The organism is Methylobacterium soli, from assembly GCF_008806385.1.
Lineage (GTDB): Bacteria > Pseudomonadota > Alphaproteobacteria > Rhizobiales > Beijerinckiaceae > Methylobacterium > Methylobacterium soli.
In genome coordinates, this window is the sequence record NZ_VZZK01000042.1 from 13,739 (window position 1) to 29,045 (window position 15,307).

14 protein-coding genes and 1 pseudogene are annotated in these 15,307 nt (G+C 63.8%); 10 read left to right on the forward strand and 5 right to left on the reverse strand.

Annotated features, from left to right (window positions below; all coding sequences use genetic code 11):
* The first annotated feature begins 60 nt into the window (after window positions 1-60).
* Window positions 61-1,425, forward strand: coding sequence for an amidohydrolase family protein (locus tag F6X53_RS26910; RefSeq protein WP_151004158.1), 1,365 nt, complete (start codon window positions 61-63; stop codon window positions 1,423-1,425).
* Between the two features lie 244 nt (window positions 1,426-1,669).
* Here the strand turns inward: F6X53_RS26910 and F6X53_RS26915 are convergent, their stop codons facing one another.
* Both F6X53_RS26915 and F6X53_RS26920 read right to left on the reverse strand, forming a co-directional pair.
* The gene (locus F6X53_RS26915; RefSeq protein WP_238297041.1) at window positions 1,670-2,848 is read right to left on the reverse strand and encodes an amidohydrolase family protein; all 1,179 of its coding nucleotides are present in this window, start codon (window positions 2,846-2,848) and stop codon (window positions 1,670-1,672) included.
* Window positions 2,845-3,969, reverse strand: coding sequence for an NHL repeat-containing protein (locus F6X53_RS26920; RefSeq protein WP_151004160.1), 1,125 nt, complete (start codon window positions 3,967-3,969; stop codon window positions 2,845-2,847). The genes F6X53_RS26915 and F6X53_RS26920 overlap by 4 nt, the downstream gene beginning before the upstream one ends.
* A 327-nt stretch (window positions 3,970-4,296) precedes the next feature.
* Between F6X53_RS26920 and F6X53_RS33430 the strand changes: the two are divergent.
* From F6X53_RS33430 to F6X53_RS26930, 3 genes and pseudogenes are all read left to right on the forward strand, one after another.
* Window positions 4,297-4,365, forward strand: a pseudogene (locus F6X53_RS33430) (twin-arginine translocation signal domain-containing protein); the annotation flags it as partial.
* Between the two features lie 183 nt (window positions 4,366-4,548).
* Window positions 4,549-5,328 carry a fumarylacetoacetate hydrolase family protein gene (locus tag F6X53_RS26925; RefSeq protein ID WP_238297045.1) on the forward strand — a complete coding sequence of 260 codons (780 nt, stop codon included), beginning with the start codon at window positions 4,549-4,551 and terminating at the stop codon, window positions 5,326-5,328.
* A 319-nt stretch (window positions 5,329-5,647) separates the two neighbouring features.
* The gene (locus tag F6X53_RS26930; RefSeq protein ID WP_151004164.1) at window positions 5,648-6,937 is read left to right on the forward strand and encodes a cystathionine gamma-synthase family protein; all 1,290 of its coding nucleotides are present in this window, start codon (window positions 5,648-5,650) and stop codon (window positions 6,935-6,937) included.
* Window positions 6,938-7,198: 261 nt separating this feature from the next.
* On the opposite strand, the gene F6X53_RS26935 is transcribed toward F6X53_RS26930, so the two are convergent.
* Both F6X53_RS26935 and F6X53_RS26940 read right to left on the reverse strand, forming a co-directional pair.
* On the reverse strand, window positions 7,199-8,431 hold the full coding sequence (locus tag F6X53_RS26935; protein ID WP_151004166.1) for an IS110 family RNA-guided transposase: 1,233 nt from the start codon (window positions 8,429-8,431) through the stop codon (window positions 7,199-7,201).
* A 1,162-nt stretch (window positions 8,432-9,593) separates the two neighbouring features.
* Complete coding sequence (locus F6X53_RS26940) at window positions 9,594-9,908, reverse strand: hypothetical protein (RefSeq protein ID WP_151004168.1); 315 nt, start codon at window positions 9,906-9,908, stop codon at window positions 9,594-9,596.
* 157 nt (window positions 9,909-10,065) lie between these two features.
* Between F6X53_RS26940 and F6X53_RS26945 the strand changes: the two genes are divergently transcribed.
* The 5 genes from F6X53_RS26945 to F6X53_RS26965 all read left to right on the forward strand — a co-directional run bounded on the left by F6X53_RS26945 (window position 10,066) and on the right by F6X53_RS26965 (window position 14,025).
* Window positions 10,066-10,674, forward strand: a complete 609-nt coding sequence (locus F6X53_RS26945; RefSeq protein ID WP_151004170.1) for a PAS domain-containing protein — start codon at window positions 10,066-10,068, stop codon at window positions 10,672-10,674.
* Between the two features lie 632 nt (window positions 10,675-11,306).
* Window positions 11,307-11,543 (forward strand): hypothetical protein, encoded by a 237-nt coding sequence (locus tag F6X53_RS26955; RefSeq protein ID WP_151004175.1) that lies wholly within the window; start codon window positions 11,307-11,309, stop codon window positions 11,541-11,543.
* 167 nt (window positions 11,544-11,710) lie between these two features.
* On the forward strand, window positions 11,711-12,136 hold the full coding sequence (locus F6X53_RS26960) for a hypothetical protein (RefSeq protein WP_151004177.1): 426 nt from the start codon (window positions 11,711-11,713) through the stop codon (window positions 12,134-12,136).
* Between the two features lie 81 nt (window positions 12,137-12,217).
* Window positions 12,218-12,370 (forward strand): hypothetical protein, encoded by a 153-nt coding sequence (locus tag F6X53_RS32715; RefSeq protein WP_191971022.1) that lies wholly within the window; start codon window positions 12,218-12,220, stop codon window positions 12,368-12,370.
* Between the two features lie 776 nt (window positions 12,371-13,146).
* Window positions 13,147-14,025 carry a hypothetical protein gene (locus F6X53_RS26965; protein WP_151004179.1) on the forward strand — a complete coding sequence of 293 codons (879 nt, stop codon included), beginning with the start codon at window positions 13,147-13,149 and terminating at the stop codon, window positions 14,023-14,025.
* 188 nt (window positions 14,026-14,213) lie between these two features.
* Here F6X53_RS26965 and F6X53_RS26970 read toward each other — a convergent pair whose 3' ends face one another.
* On the reverse strand, window positions 14,214-14,588 hold the full coding sequence (locus F6X53_RS26970) for a hypothetical protein (RefSeq protein ID WP_151004181.1): 375 nt from the start codon (window positions 14,586-14,588) through the stop codon (window positions 14,214-14,216).
* Window positions 14,589-14,916: 328 nt separating this feature from the next.
* Between F6X53_RS26970 and F6X53_RS26975 the strand changes: the two genes are divergently transcribed.
* Window positions 14,917-15,303 (forward strand): hypothetical protein, encoded by a 387-nt coding sequence (locus F6X53_RS26975; RefSeq protein WP_151004183.1) that lies wholly within the window; start codon window positions 14,917-14,919, stop codon window positions 15,301-15,303.
* Window positions 15,304-15,307 lie beyond the last annotated feature (4 nt).

Genomic DNA, 15,307 nt, shown 5'->3' on the forward strand with positions numbered 1-15,307 from the left:
AGGTCGCACGCCAACCATAGCGACCGACAATGTCCCGCGCTGGATCGGGAGGAAAATGCGATGCGACGGGACGCGCTGCGGCCGGCTGTAGCGGCTGCCATGAGCCTCTTTTGCGTCGGCAGCACCGTCGCAAAACCACTGGCCTTCACGGGAGTCCGGCTGATCGACGGTCGATCAGCCCAGCCTATCGAGGACGGGGTGTTGATCGTCGAGGCCGACCGCATCGTCGCAGCAGGGCCACGCACCGCGGTCACGGTGCCGTCCGATGCCGAGATCCGAGAGCAGCACGGCCGCACGATCATGCCGGGGCTGATCTCCGACCACTCCCATGTCGGCATCGTGCAGGGCGTCGAGGTGGGCGCCCAGAACTACACGCGCGAGAACATCCTCGCCCAGCTCAAGGCCTACACGGCCCGGGGCGTCACCACGGTCATGGCGCTCGGGCTTAACGGCGCGATCATGCCCGAGATTCGCGCCGAGGCACACGCGGGGCGGATCCCCGGTGCCGATCTGTTCGGCGTCGATCGCGGCATCGGCGTGCCCGATGGCGGGCCGCCGCAGGCGATGATCCGTGTGAGCCCGGATCAGCTTTTCCGCCCTACCGACGCCGAAGGGGCGCGCGAGGCGGTCCGCGCGATGAAGGCGCGCGGTACTGACATGGTGAAGCTCTGGCTCGACGACTTTGGTCGGTCCGTGCCGGCCAAGATGCAGCCGGCGGTCTACACGGCCGTGATCGACGAGGCACATCGGCTCGGTTTGCGGGTCGCTGCGCACGTACACGACCTGGAGGACGCGCGTGCGGTCACCAAGGCTGGCGTGGATGTGCTGGCGCACGGTGTGCGCGACAAGCTGGTCGATGCGGATCTCATCGCGCTGCTCAAGGCACACAACACTTGGTACATCGCGACACTCGCCCTCGATGAAGCGACCTTCGCCTACGCTGATGCACCGGCTTGGGCACAGACCCCCTTCGTCCGGACGGCGCTCGCGCCCGAACTTAAGGCCCGGTTCGACGATCCCACTTGGCAACGCGAGACGCGCACGAGCGCCAAGGCGCAGGCCGCTCGCGACTCGCTGATTATGAACCTCGCCAATCTGAAAGTCCTCTACGATGCCGGCGTCCGGATCGGGTTTGGCACCGACAGCGGCGCCGCACCCGAGCGCGTCTCGGGCGTGGCGGAGCACCGCGAGTTAGCGCTGATGGTACAGGCGGGTTTTACACCCATGCAGGCCCTGATCACCGCGACGTCGCGGGCGGCTGAACTTCTCGATCTTGCCGATCGCGGCAGCTTGGAAGCCGATCGTCGCGCCGACCTCGTCATCCTAGCCGCGGACCCATCCGAGGACATCGCCAATAGCTCTAGCATCGTCGAGGTATGGCGATCTGGTCGTCAGCAAGACCTAACCTCATCGACGTCACGTTGAGGGAACCTGTGACCGTCCACTGGACTAGCAAAAGAGCCCACCTTTTGAAGACCAGCTTACGAGTTGCCGTCACCGTCGGCTGAGCGACGGCAATAGGTGCAAAGCTGAAAGTCCGCCTTTCGGCAGAAAGCCAACTTCGGCTTCTGCGAAGATTTTCGATTGCTGGTCCCTGCGCGAAGATACTGGGACAGCTGCGGAGCCGGCGTTCGAAACCTTAAAGTGCGGAAGCCGCGGGACGGTGAGATTAGGGCACCAATCCGGCTGACCTGAGTTTGTCCGCGAGGCGCGGGTAGACCCGCAGAGCGTTCCCCGCATAGACCTTCTCCCGATCCGCGTCGGAGATCGCAGCCGCCGCGACATAGCGCTTGGTGTCATCGTAGGCGTGGCCGGTCTCTGGATCGACGCCGTTCACTGCACCGACCATCTCGGAGGCGAACAGCACGTTCTCACGCGGCACGACCTTGAGCAGCAGGTCGATGCCCGGCTGATGGTAGACGCAGGTGTCGAAGAAGACGTTGCGCATCAGCTCCGACAATGGCGGACGCTTCATGTCCTGCGCGAGCCCCCGGTAGCGGCCCCAGTGATAGGGCACCGCACCCCCGCCATGTGGGATAATCAGACGCAGCGTCGGGAAGTCCTTGAACAGGTCGGAGGTGACGAACTGCATGAAGGCGCTGGTGTCGCCGTTGATGTAGTGCGCCCCCGTCGCGTGGAAGTTGCGATTGGCTGAGGCGCTAACATGGACCATGCCAGGCACATCGAGTTCGACCATCTTCTCCCATAGCGGGTACCAGAAGCGGTCGGAGAGGGGCGGATCGGTCCAGTAGCCGCCGGACGGGTCCGGGTTGACGTTGCAGCCGACGAAGCCGAGCTCCTTCACGCAGCGCTCCAGCTCGGCCGTGCAGTTCTTCGGCGACACGCCCGGCGTCTGCGGCAACTGGCAGACCCCGACGAAGTTCTTAGGATGCAGGCTCGCGACGCGGTGTATCATGTCGTTCGACACGATTGACCAGTCGAGGCTTGTGCGGGCGTTGCCGATATGGTGTCCCATCCCGCCGGCCCGCGGCGAGAACAGGGCGAGCGAGATGCCGCGCTCGGATTGGAGCTTGAGCTGACGCCCACTCACGCTCGCGCGCACCTCGTCGTCGCTGACCTTCAGGTCGGATGGAGACGGCGATTGGGCGGGATCATTGATGGCGTCGATCTGGCGCTTGCGCCAGGCCAGCAGGGCGGGCGGCTCGGTGGTGTAGTGCCCGTGACAGTCGATCACGAGGCCTGTATAGCCCGAGGGCTCGGCCCGCGCTGAAATCGACGAGGCGGCGACGGCGGCCGCCCCGAGACCGGCAAGGCGGCGCATGAAGCTGCGGCGGGGCAGGCAGCAGGGGCAGGTAGCGCTTGTCGCGGGATCCAACTCGGCGATCATCGCTGGCCGCCCTCCGGCAAGGCGGCGCGCTTGCGCAGCACCATGTCGCCCCGGAACAGGAACTTCTGCGCCCGCTTGCCGGTGTCGACCTCGGTGGTGAAGACGTTGCCTTTCGAGTCGATCGCGAGGTTGTGGACCCAGTGGAAGTCGCCCGCCATCCGGCCGTTGCGGCCAAAGCGGCCGAGGATCTCGCCGGTGTCGCGGCTGAGCGTGCGAACCTCGTTGTTAGCTCCGTCCGCGTTGAGCAGGTAGGTCTGACGCTCGTCCGGCCACAGGGCGACCTCCCAGACGGCGCCGTTGGCGCGCGTGTTCTTCTCGACGAACATCTCCTTCACAAAGCTGCCATCCTTCTTGAACACCTGGATGCGGTTGTTGGTGCGGTCGCAGACGTAGACGAGGCCGTCGCGGGCGATCTGCACGCAGTGGACGGGATTGCGGAACTGGGCCGCGGGCTCCGCCGCGGGGTCGTAGGCGCCGAGCTTCTCGTCGGTGGGCGGCTTACCGTAGGCGCCCCACATCCGCTTGAAGGCGCCGGTCTCGGCGTCGAACACAATCACGCGGTGGTTGTAGTAGCCGTCGGCCACGTAGAGCTCGTTGGCCTCCGGATCGACCATCATGCCGGCCGGCTTGCCGAGGCGGCTCGTGTCCTGGCTGTCCGTCTGCGGCCCCTGCTTGCCGATCTGTAGGACGAAGCGGCCGTCCTGGGTGAACTTCAGAATCTGGCCATCGGTGTCGCCGTTGCCGGCAAGCCAGACGAAGCCTTTGTGGTCGATGTGGATGCCGTGCTCGTTCTGGGGCCACTGGTAGCCCTCGCCGGGGCCGCCCCAGGACTTCACCAGATTGCCGGCTTGATCGAAGACGAGGACTGGGGGAGCCGGCTTGCAGCAGCGGGTGCGGGGCGGATCGAGGCTTGCAGCCTTCTCGTCATCGGTGAGCGTGCGGGGCCGCTGGATCACCCAGACATTGTCCTGCGCGTCGACCGCAACCCCGGCCGCCTGCCCCATGATCCAGTCGTTCGGGAGCCGCTTGGGCCAAGCAGGATCGACCTCGAAGCGGAGTGGCTCCTCTGCCGCGGCGGAGATGGTCAATCCGAGTAGAACGACGGCCACCAGTCGCAGCATGCCAATTCCTCCCTGAGCTTCTGACTTTGCATCCTGGCGCGCATCAGACGATGCGAGGCCGTGTGCGTCCACCTTCAAGGCGCACGCACCGAACGCTTCGAGCTACGCTTTCGGTCGAATGTTCCCGGTCCAGAAGGAGCTTGCCGTTCCACACAGGTTTGCGCCTCGAGAGAGGCTCAACTTCGGCTGAGGCAAGGATGTCGGGCATCGCGTGGCTGATGCCGACGCATCGGACAGTCAAAACCGGTTGCCTTAGCGCGGGCAGGCTATCAAGCTTCCGGCTCGCGGATCGCTTCGGTGAAGGGCGAGCGCGGAGGAGGATGACCCATGAGCACCCGACGCGACTTCTTGCACCTCACGGCGGCCGCGACGGCGGTCGGGGCCCTAGCAGGACAAGCCGCCGCGCAGGCGCCTGCGTCCGGTTCGGGACGTCCTATTCCCCTTGCTGGCGGAGATGCCCTTCGTCTCGTCACGTTCATACCCTCGGCTGGGAGCAGTCCGCGCGTTGGGGCCGTTCGGACTGACGGACGCGTTGTCGATCTGACAAGCGCCTCAGTGCCAGACATCGATCCGACGCGGATGATCTCGCTCATCGAGGCTGGTCCGAAGGCGCTCGATGCCGTGCGTCGCGCCGCCGCCACAAGCGATGGTCCGCAGATTGAGACTGTGCGGCTCCTCGCGCCGATACCGGCCCCGACGCGCAACATCTACGCGGTCGGCTGGAACTATCTCGAACACTTCGCCGAGGGGCAGGCCGCTCGCGATACAAAGACAGAATACCCGGCCCATCCCGTATTCTTCACCAAGGGCGTCAACACGGTAAACGGGCCCTACGATCCGATCCCCTACGATCCGGAGGTCTCGACTGCGATTGACTGGGAGGCGGAACTCGCTGTGATTATCGGCACGCCTGGGCGTAACATCCCCGAGGCCGAGGCCATGAGCCACGTCTTCGGCTACACGGTCATCAACGACACGACCGCGCGCGACATGCAGCACAAGCTCCATGGTGGGCAGTGGTTCAAGGGCAAGAGCGTGGACGGGCATGGGCCGATCGGTCCGTGGATCGTGCCAGCCGAGGATCTCGACGCCACCGATCTACGCTTGACGACGCGCGTCAATGGCGTGGTGAAGCAGGATGCATCGACCAAGCAGATGTACTTCAAGGTCGGTCGCATCATCGCCGAATTGTCGCGTGGGCTTACCCTGATGCCCGGCGACATCATCGCCACCGGCACGCCGCCTGGCGTCGGCAACGCACGCAAGCCACCGGAGTACCTGAAGCCCGGCGACGTGATGGAGACCGAGATTGCCGGCATCGGCACTCTACGCAACCTGATCCAGGCGATCCCTGCCTGAGGTGAGCCTCAAGTCCGGCTATGGTTTCGACTCACGTCACTGCGTGACGGAGCATTAAACCGCAACCGCCTGCATGACACTCAGCAAAGAGAGTCCGGTTCGCGCGAAAACCGGACCTTCAACCGGGGGCAAACGAATGTCCGCTGGTGTGAAGGTTTTCGGATGGCGGCCCGAGCGCAACGATGGTGCTGAGGCTGCGGGGCCGCCGCAGCGTTTAGGAACGCTTGTGGCTATGCCATGCTCCTTCGCCCGGGAGACCGGACCCCGCGCAACCGGGCCGCCCAACCCCGGACTGGCGCCGTATCCCCGCGAGGCCAGAATGTCCGACGATCGCTACCACAAGAAGTCGCTGGGCACCCGCCCGCTTCATCCCGAGACCCTGATGCTCGGCTACGGCTACGATCCGGCCTTGTCTGAAGGCGCGGTGAAGCCGCCGGTCTTCCTCACCTCGACCTTCGTCTTCACCTCGGCCGAGCACGGTAAGGCCTTCTTCGACTACGTCTCCGGACGACGTGAGCCGCCGGCCGGCGAGGCGGCCGGGCTGGTCTATTCGCGCTTCAACCATCCCAACAGTGAGATCGTTGAGGACCGGCTGGCCGTGTTCGAGGAAGCCGAGGCCGGGCTGGTCTTCTCCTCTGGCATGTCGGCGATCGCTACCACGATCCTGGCCTTCGCGCGGCCCGGCGACGTGATCCTGCACTCGCAGCCGCTCTATGGCGGTACTGAGACGCTGATCACCAAGACCCTGGCGGGCTTCGGCATCGCTTCCGTCGGCTTCGCTGATGGGACTAATTCGGCAAGCGTACGCGACGCAGCCGGCCGTGCCGCCGAGGCGGGACGGGTCAGCATCATCATGGTCGAGACGCCATCCAACCCGCTTAACACCCTCGTCGACCTCGGATTGATCCGTTTGGTCGCCGACGAGATCGGCACCCGTCAGGGCGGTGGGGCACCCGTGGTGGTTTGCGACAACACCCTGCTCGGTCCGCTCTTTCAGCGCCCGCTGCCCCACGGCGTCGACATCTCGGTCTACTCGCTGACGAAGTATGTCGGCGGCCATTCGGACCTGATCGCCGGCGCCGCCCTCGGCTCGGCGGCACGGATCAAGCCGGTGCGGATGCTGCGCTCGGCGATCGGGACTGGGCTCGATCCGCATTCCTGCTGGATGCTCGGGCGCTCGCTCGAAACCCTGACGCTGCGGATGAGCGCTGCTAACCGCAATGGCGAGATCGTCGCGCGAATGTTGGCCGAGCACCCGAAGGTGTCGCGCCTCCACCATCTTGCTCATCTGGCGCCCGGCTCGGCTCAGGCCCGCATCTATGCCGGGCAATGCGCGGCGCCGGGCTCGACCTTCTCGTTCGACGTCGTCGGCGGCGAGGCGGAGGCGTTCCGGGTCCTTAACGCGCTGCAATTGTTCAAGCTCGCCGTCAGCCTCGGCGGCACCGAGTCGCTCGCCAGCCACCCCGCCTCGACGACCCATTCGGGTGTGCCGAAGGCAATGCGTGATCGGCTCGGCGTCACGGATGCGACGATCAGGGTGTCGATCGGGATCGAGCATCCTGACGATCTGGTGGCGGATCTGGCAGCGGCTCTCGCAACCCTCGGCTGAGCGCTACTCACTCTTGGCCCTGCCGCCCTACAATCAGGAGCACCGGGGCACATCCGTCCATCACCTCTTATGCCCGCTAGAACCCCAAGCTTCACGCCTATCACCTCAAGGCGCGCCATCACCGGTTTGGCAATTTCATCAACGAATTGGTTGGTCGCTCTGGTGCGAGCCATAGGGCGCTCTGGAGTCAGTTCCGCCGAACGTCGAGAAAACGGTCGGACACTGCTGAGGAAATAGACCTTGGACGGGCGGGCCGGCGGTCTACGCCGCTTTCGGGACGAGCATAACGTCGTAGCCGAGGTTGGTCAGGCGCTGGACGAGCTTGGAGGCGGAGCGCTTGCGGGCGACCTGGTCGAGGTAGCCCTCGCCGAGGTCGCGGAACGCCTCGCCCGTGCTCAGCATGTGGAACGCGGCGACGAGCAGCTTGTGCGCAATGGCCATGACCGCCCGCACCGGGCCACGACGCGCGCGCAGGCGGTTGTACTTGTCGCGGTAATAGCTGCCCTTGGTCCGCACCGCGGCTGAGGCGGCGGCGAACAGCGCCGATTTGAGGAACACGTTGCCCCGTCGCGTTCCGGCGCCCTTCGGCTTGCCCGCGCTCTCGTAGTTGCCCGGCGCGACCCCGGCCCAGGCTGCCAGGCGGCGCGCACTGGCGAACACGTCCATGTCGGTGCCGATCTCGGCGATGATCGAGGCCGCCGTCACCCAGTCCACGCCGGGGATTTGTGTCAGGAGCTGGTGCTGCGCCTGATACGGCTCGAGCTGGATCCCGATGCGGACGTCAAGGGTTTCCAGGTCCTGACCGATCGCCTTCAGGTTGCGCAGATGCATGCCGAGCAGAAAACACTGGTGCTCGCCCATGCGCCCCTGCAGCGCAGCTTCCAGAGCCGCGTGCTTGCTCCGCATCCGCCCACGCGCCAGACCGGCCATCTCGAAAGCGTTGGTGGTGCCCGCGGCGAGCGCCTCCAGCATCGCCATGCTGGAGACGCCGAATACGTCGCTGGCCACGCCGGATAGTTTGACGTTGGCACTCTCCAGCAGCTTCAGCACTCGGTTGCGCACTGCTGTCCGCGTTTCGATCAGCGTGCGGCGGTGACCCACCATCTCGCGCAGGTCGCGGATCGCGGGCGGCGGCACGAAGCTCTTGGCGACCAGGCCATGGCGGACCAGCTGCGCAATCCATTCCGCATCTTTCACGTCCGTCTTGCGGCCAGGCACGTTCTTGATGTGGTGGGCGTCGCCGACAGTCAGATCAACGTGCCCTTCCAGCACGGCATACACCGGCTTCCAGTAAACGCCGGTGCTCTCCATGCCGACGTGGGTGACGCCATGCTCGGTCAGCCACGCCCGCAAGGCCTCCAGATCGCGCGTGGTCGTGCCGAAGCTGCGCAGCAGCTTCTGCGGCTTGCGCCCTGGAGAGCCGATCAGGACGCAGCAGACGATGCTGGCTTGGTGGACGTCCAGGCCAGCGCAGCGTTCGAGGAAAACATCCATGGCCAACACCTGTCATGAGGGATCGGGGCGGCGGCCGCTGCAATGCAGGCAAAGTCAGAGACTGCTGATCGTGCTCGCCAAGGATGGCGGCGACAAAGGATGGTGCCTGGAAACAGTGCGGACCGATCTGTTGGGCAGAATTGGGACGTCCAGTGTCCGTCGGCCTCCATGCGGCCACCGCCAGAGCAGATGGACCGTCACCAGTCAGTCAGCAACGGGGCGCCCCATTTCCTCGCCATGATGGTGCGCGCCCCGCGCGGTTGATCTGTTGGCGAATGCGCCTTAGGGCCTGCCAAGGTTGCCGCCACGCTCCGAGATTGGGCAGCTTGCCCTCGCGGCTCAGCGCTACAGGGCCGCCCTCAAGCCGCAGGCGGAGCGACAATCCCGAATGCGCCAACAGTGTCCGGTCGTTTTCTCGGCAGAGCGTTTCGCACCGTGTGACCGGAAAAGCGGACCGGCTTGTCATCGTCGCTCCAAGATGCTGCTCGGCTAAGGTTTAGTCTCCTCGGGATGCCTCAGCGCCGGATCAGGACCACGCCGCCGATCAGCAGCCCTTGCGGCCAAACACGCGCCTTTGCCGGGCTGGCGCAGGCAGTGCTGTTCACGACCGGGCTCGACAGAGAGCATCGGCAGACCGCCAGGGTCGATTGTGGCGGACAGACCTACCACCTTGCCGATATCGAACGGCTCGCTGAACGATCAGACTACCCGCACCTGCCTGATCTCGCAGCAGCCTGAACATGCCTCTGGGTCCAAAGCGTGAAGTGGCACCGCGGTCTACTTTGCATGGTTCATTCGCTCCCAGACCCGATTCGCTGGGGGCATGCTCAAGCTGAACCGATGACAGTGCATGGCTTTGGCATGGGGTGGTGGGCCCGGCAGAAGTGCAATCTGCCAATAAAATCAGGGCCATGTCTCCCGCACCTCTCAGAGAGGTCCGCTCTGATGCCAAACGGTAATTTTCAGCGGATCCCGCACCCGCCCTCCCTTCCGCGCCATCGCGCCGGAGCACGACCGGCTGGGCGGGGTCTACCTACGCATACCGTTCAGGACGTGGGCGGCAATGTGGGCTTGCGCCAGCTACCGCTCAACTGTTGTGAGACCCATTGCTCCCTCAATCACGGGCACGCGACCGGAACGACGAGCAATCCGAGCAGCGCAGCTACTCCTCGTCGCCAGCGCTACGGACGAGTTCCAAGAGCTGGCGCCGCTTTTCTGGATCGCGAATGCGTAGGAAAGCTCGGAGCAAATCGCTGCATTCGTTCGTAGCCTCGCTGCCTGCGACAGGCTTTGCATCGGTCGTTTTGCGCAAGTAGAAATCGGTGGTTGGCATGCCCAGCGTGTCCGCAATCACGCGCAGCAGTTGCGCCGAGCGCGCCAAAGACGCTTCGGACGAAGCCGGGCTTACGGTCTCTGGCTGAGTGAGCTCGTCCTCCGCTACACCGAGAAACCGCGTGGGCGGTGCCTTCGAGCCCATCACAATTCCTAACTCAAAATACCAACGGCAGCGCTGCTGCTTAGTGCCAAGAAGGACAATATGCTAGGGTTGCATACACCAATCACTAAAACTTGAAATTGCACTCTGGTGCGGTTCCAACCTATGTCAATGCGTTGGTGTGCAGACGGGGGTGGCGGTGCCCAAGCTCAAAGGCATTCTGTCAAAGACATGTCCGGACGCTCTCCAGGCGGCTCTGGATGCCTTGGACATCATTGGCGAGTGGGACTGGGACATCACCACCAACTGCGTGCGCTCGGACGCCTTGGTCGCCTTGCTGTTCAGCGTCGATCCCGACCTTGCAGAAGCCGGGGCGCCATTCACTGCGTTCACGGATAGCATCCATGCGGAGGATCGCGAGCGCGTCACGCTGCTGCTTGGCGAATGCGCCTGCGCCGGCGGCTCGTACGTGGCAGAGTATCGCGTCTGCTCAGCGGACGGCATGACCCGCTGGATCCTTGCACGGGGACGCTTTGAGCTCGACGCGTCAGGTGCTCCTTGTCGAGGCCGTGGCATCATCATCGACATCACCGCAAGCCGGATGAGCGAGCATGCTTATGTCCGGAGCGAGAAGGCGGCATCAGGCCATCCTCTGGAACGAGCTGCGGATCACTGCATCGCGACCCACCGGGCGGTGATGGAGAGTGAGGATCCTCATCTAAAGCTGCTCTCGGAGATGCTGCTGCTCGAGGTCGGCCGCAAGCTCGCCAAGCTCGAAAGCAGCCGGCGACGCAAAGGCATGAACTGAGCGCTACGCGGTTGGCCACGGCCTTTTCCGAAGGAAGGCGGCAACCGACGAACTGGGTCATCGCTCTCGCGAATTCGGGCAGTGCAACCTGTGCTGGGCTGACTTCGGAGACGAAGCCGCGCGTCGCTGGATTCTTGATGAGCAGGTAACGTCTTGCGACGCCCCATCTGAGGATTCAGGCCTCTGTCCGGACTTGGTTGCCATCGCCTCTGATCGCCCCTGACATGCCGATATTGAGACAGTCTGGAACGTCCTGTTCAGGTGGAACGGAAAAACTCCGGCCTGCGCCCCGCACGTGGGCTAACCATGCCTCAGCACCGCAACGAGAGCGTGGATCACGGACGCGCCGCCAATCGGTGCGATGAGCAGGAGCAGCGCGTTCACAGCGATCAGCCACACCAAAACCAGCTTCTGGCGCTCAGAAAGCTGACGCTCCCGGCGGGGCGGCCGCGGCGGCTTCTGGGGTGGTTCCCATCCTCCCTCGGCATACATCGACGTCCCCAGTGTGGCTTCAGCTCCCACGAACCAGTGAGGTTGGAATTGGGAATGATAGCACCGGACGAGCGCCGCAGACCACAATCCCTCACTGGTCGGCTATCGTTCGCTCTCCTGACACTTGAGGAGTGCGTGAGATGAACGAGACGCCAATCACCCACGCGGAGGCTCTTGAGATGGCGCAGACGAAGGCGGTCGACTCGAATCTCGCGCGCCGCTACGTCGAACTCCACGCCGAATATGCTCAACTACGTGAGGCTGCAGAAGGGGCGCTGAGGCAGATGGGCCGGGCCGCCGCACCGGACGACGCCTACACAAGAGCGGCCAACTCCCTGGACGAGGTTCTCAGGTCGTCAACCAGAATCCCTAGCTGATAAGCAACAGGGTCGTTTCCCCGACATGGGTGACCGAATGCGGAAAAGCCCGTGTTGAGCCGGGAACCATCCGTCAGGTTTTGACCACTGGGACAGGGGAGACGGCGATATACGGTCTGCGCGAGGACGCAATCGCAAGCGCCGAGCGAGTCACAGCATGCGCTGTCGTGTCTGAAGCGCGCTGGCGAGAAACCAGCGTCTTGGCTTGCAGCCTACCTGTTGAAGAGGTAGCGCACGAGAAGATGGTCTCCTGCCGTGAGGGACGAAAAGACATGCCTGGACGTCGCGCCGAATACACTACCGAGGTGATCGGAAACGTGATTTGTCTCGTCGATCTCGACAAGGCGGAATCCATCACAAACGACGCCGTCCACGTCATCGAGGATCTTCATAAACGCTTCGGGGATCTCAGCGGCTACCGTGTGATCTATCGGGACACGGCCGGTACCTGGGACGAGCTCGCGGTCATGGAGAATCGGTTTCAGGGACTCAAGTCGGTCAACGAGCGCAGTCAGGCTGCTGCAGTCGCCAAAGTTGCACAGCAGGTCTCTGAAGAAGCTCCACACCCTCAGGACAGCTACCGGACGGGCTGAGATCCCGCGGCAGCGAACGGGCGTCCCTGTCGATGCTGGCGCTCCTGAGGTGGTATACGAAGCCCCAAGGGTGAGGTCCCAATGATGAACGAGGTCATCGTCGTCTGGGTGAGCGCCGAGCCGGTCCGGAGCACGGTTTTCGAGACGATGACGTACACGAACGAGCAACTGCCCAGCACACGCGAGACCGGAAAGCGACGCAGCTTCGATTTGCTGGGCGCCGAGTGGTGGTAACTGCGGAACACCCCCGTGGCATTCGAAGCCCTGTCGGAACAGGGGTCGAACCGTTTAGCGGACAAGATTATGACGATGCATTAGGTTCAGCAGGACCGACGATAGTTCGGGAGAGCGGCAAATGGCTGGTCATCTTCTGAGATGTAAGCGGTGCAAGCAACCCATTCTCAGCGATGCAAGGTGCTGCCCTCACTGCGCCGTTGTCCAGCCAGCGCGCCGACGCAACGCTCGCAACATTCTCCTGGGTATGCTTGTGGTCGCTGTCGCGGCGCTGAGCCTGCAGCGCTATGCTGACGCCGATCGAGTAGGCGGTATTGCTCACCTCGCCGCGGTTGCTGCAACCGCTCAAAAGTCAGTGCAAGCGTCCCTGGCAGCCTTGTTCTCCAGCCCCCCAGACGAATTCTCGACTGCCTGCCTGGGGCGCGGCGGGACGGTCGTTCAGGCGCGCAACTCGCAGGCAGGTTCGGTTCAACGCTGCGCCGTCAAGTTCGATGACAGCATACTGAAGTAGCTGCTCTCCTTAGCCGTTGATGATGGTGAGTAGACGTGGCAGGTAGGTGTGCTCATTGATCCGCCGCCCCTGTCAGAACGGGGCAGGCGCATGTTCGCGCCTGCTTGGCTCCACGTGATATGCCTACGCTTTGATCAGGTCGTCGGTAATGCTTCAGAAGACCTTATTGTACGGTTTCATACGATTATCCAGCTTATTGCATTTGAGAAGCAGTTAAGCAGCTTTCAGGTGATACACTTCGTGCGCATTGGGCAGGAAGGCGTCCATGGTGCGGAAGTCCCCCTACGATTCCGCTCTTTCCAAGCCGCAGAACTTCATTGCTGAAAGCTCACTGCGTCGCTTTTACCGCAAGTATCGTCTCATCCTTTGGTCCGTCGGGATCGTCACGGTGATTGGTGGCGGCTCAGCCGCCTTCTTCACGATCGGCCAACGCGGGCAAGATGCACGCGAGACGGAGGCACCTGCGCGGAAGGCGCCTCCGCCCGAGGCTCGCACCACACGAAAACCGGAGATGCCGCCGCTATGGACGGCGGAGGACTTCAAGCTGGCCGTCAATACGGCAAACCCAGCACCGGAACGGCTCACCAACCTGCCGCCCCCCGCGCTCCCGGAAGAGGCTGTGGCTCCCGCGCCATTGCGCGAAGTGGCGAACGCCCAAGATGCGCAGGTGCACGAGGCCACCTCCAATCCGGAGCCCGCAAGGGCCGCCGAGGTGAAGGAGACCGGATCAGCTGTGGACCCGGGAGGACCAAAAGTGGCCGCCGAGGCGAAACCAACGGATGCGGCGCCACAGCCGACCGTGACGCCAGGGGTGGCCGGAGCAGCGACTGGTCAGACGAAAACAGCTGAGCCGATGAGCCCCGGCCCCGATATGAGAGCACCCGGGTTGGTTGCCGCTGCCCCGACCGGCGCGGTGGAGAAAGCCGATCAATTTCTGCGCCGGGGCCAGTACTCGGTCGCCCGCTACCTCTACGAGGAAGCGTATAAGGCAGGCGAGATCTCCGGCGCACTTGGTATGGCAAAGAGCTACGATGCGGTCTACCTCAAGTCGCTCGGCCTACAAGCCAAAGGCGATGCCCAGAAGTCTCGGGTCTGGTATCGGCGGGCTGCCGAGATGAGCAGTAAGCGAAAAGAAGCCCCCTGACAGAGCCTTCGCGACCCAGTCGGTTCCGAAGCGTCCGATTTGCATCCGGTGCCTCGGACAGCGTGCTTGCCCGGACAACGGTCGTTCGAGAACACATACCCAGGCGCAATCAAGCTATTAGACGCCGATTGTCTCGGAACACATCCCAAAAAAGCGTCCGAGAAAGGGCTCGCGTTCTGCAACACGCCTCATTTGGCAGCCGTGGCTACTCGAACAGTGCCGCGGTGGGAAAGCATGGGAACATTCTCCCCGACAACGGCTCGACAATAAGCGGCCGAGCTCAGCCGCTTCGGACGGTCACGCGGGTCTCGACCATCCGCAACTGCACCGCCTTGGATCAACTTGAGTGTTGGAGCCGAACGCGCACGCTCTGCGGCCAGCATGGAGATGCCCGCGTCAACCATGCGCTGCTTCTCATTCTCGCGCAGGTCACCGAAGAGGTCGTCGACAGCGCTAAGCCAATCGTCGCGCGAGGGCTGATCGGTCTGCGACAACAGGAATAAGAGAACGTCCACAACGCGTTCGCGCACGGACCTGACTTCTTGCAGCACGATTCCTCGCATCGACAGTCTGTCCCGCACGTGGCTCGGCCCACAGCAGCGGTGTGATCAGACCAAATCATATTAACTTTCTTTAATATAGGTTCTGGCTCGTACCGAACGCGCGCAAAATTTGAAACGCATCTTGGAGTGGAGGACACTGCAGATGTGACTGCCACGCTCGACGCTCTACCGCTTTATCGCTGAGGGGAAGGGTTCGGTGCCGGAGCGGAGGTTGGCGACCCGTGGGTTGGTGGAGGGGCTTGCCGGGTGGGCCAGTGTGCCCTCCCAGTCCTAGCGAGTCGCCAGCCGCCCGCTTATTCCCGGCGCTCCCTCGAGCCGCCTGGGATCCATGTCCGCATCGCCCGCACCGCAGACACCACCCTCCGCCCTTCAGGCCTGGCGCGACGGCCTCTTGCGTCTCAAACCGAACGTGCCGCCATGCCCCGGGATGACGGCAGCGGCCTGGGCTGCGATGCACGAAGCCAGCCTGGATGCGCTCGATCGGCACAGTGCCGACCTCATCGAGCACGGCTGGACGACGCCCGAGCTCTTCGGCGTGCACCCTCAGCTCGGCACGGTCCGCGTCGATTTCTGCGGGGCGCTCGTGCTCGGCGGCAGGAAGGTGGAGACCGTGCTGGCCGACCGCATCAAGTCCGGGCCGGTGACCTACTACCGGAACGTGCCGGGCGCCGGGACTGGCATTCCGATCTGGGATTTCCGGTGGCGAACGGTATGATCTG

What these genes read in the sequence shown, in the direction of transcription:
- F6X53_RS26910 (WP_151004158.1), top strand. Translation starts at nt 61, where the DNA reads ATGCGACGGGACGCGCTGCGGCCGGCTGTAGCGGCTGCCATGAGCCTC.
- F6X53_RS26915 (WP_238297041.1), bottom strand. Translation starts at nt 2,848, where the DNA reads ATGATCGCCGAGTTGGATCCCGCGACAAGCGCTACCTGCCCCTGCTGC.
- F6X53_RS26920 (WP_151004160.1), bottom strand. Translation starts at nt 3,969, where the DNA reads ATGCTGCGACTGGTGGCCGTCGTTCTACTCGGATTGACCATCTCCGCC.
- F6X53_RS26925 (WP_238297045.1), top strand. Translation starts at nt 4,549, where the DNA reads ATGATCTCGCTCATCGAGGCTGGTCCGAAGGCGCTCGATGCCGTGCGT.
- F6X53_RS26930 (WP_151004164.1), top strand. Translation starts at nt 5,648, where the DNA reads ATGTCCGACGATCGCTACCACAAGAAGTCGCTGGGCACCCGCCCGCTT.
- F6X53_RS26935 (WP_151004166.1), bottom strand. Translation starts at nt 8,431, where the DNA reads ATGGATGTTTTCCTCGAACGCTGCGCTGGCCTGGACGTCCACCAAGCC.
- F6X53_RS26940 (WP_151004168.1), bottom strand. Translation starts at nt 9,908, where the DNA reads ATGGGCTCGAAGGCACCGCCCACGCGGTTTCTCGGTGTAGCGGAGGAC.
- F6X53_RS26955 (WP_151004175.1), top strand. Translation starts at nt 11,307, where the DNA reads ATGAACGAGACGCCAATCACCCACGCGGAGGCTCTTGAGATGGCGCAG.
- F6X53_RS32715 (WP_191971022.1), top strand. Translation starts at nt 12,218, where the DNA reads ATGATGAACGAGGTCATCGTCGTCTGGGTGAGCGCCGAGCCGGTCCGG.
- F6X53_RS26965 (WP_151004179.1), top strand. Translation starts at nt 13,147, where the DNA reads ATGGTGCGGAAGTCCCCCTACGATTCCGCTCTTTCCAAGCCGCAGAAC.
- F6X53_RS26970 (WP_151004181.1), bottom strand. Translation starts at nt 14,588, where the DNA reads ATGCGAGGAATCGTGCTGCAAGAAGTCAGGTCCGTGCGCGAACGCGTT.
- F6X53_RS26975 (WP_151004183.1), top strand. Translation starts at nt 14,917, where the DNA reads ATGTCCGCATCGCCCGCACCGCAGACACCACCCTCCGCCCTTCAGGCC.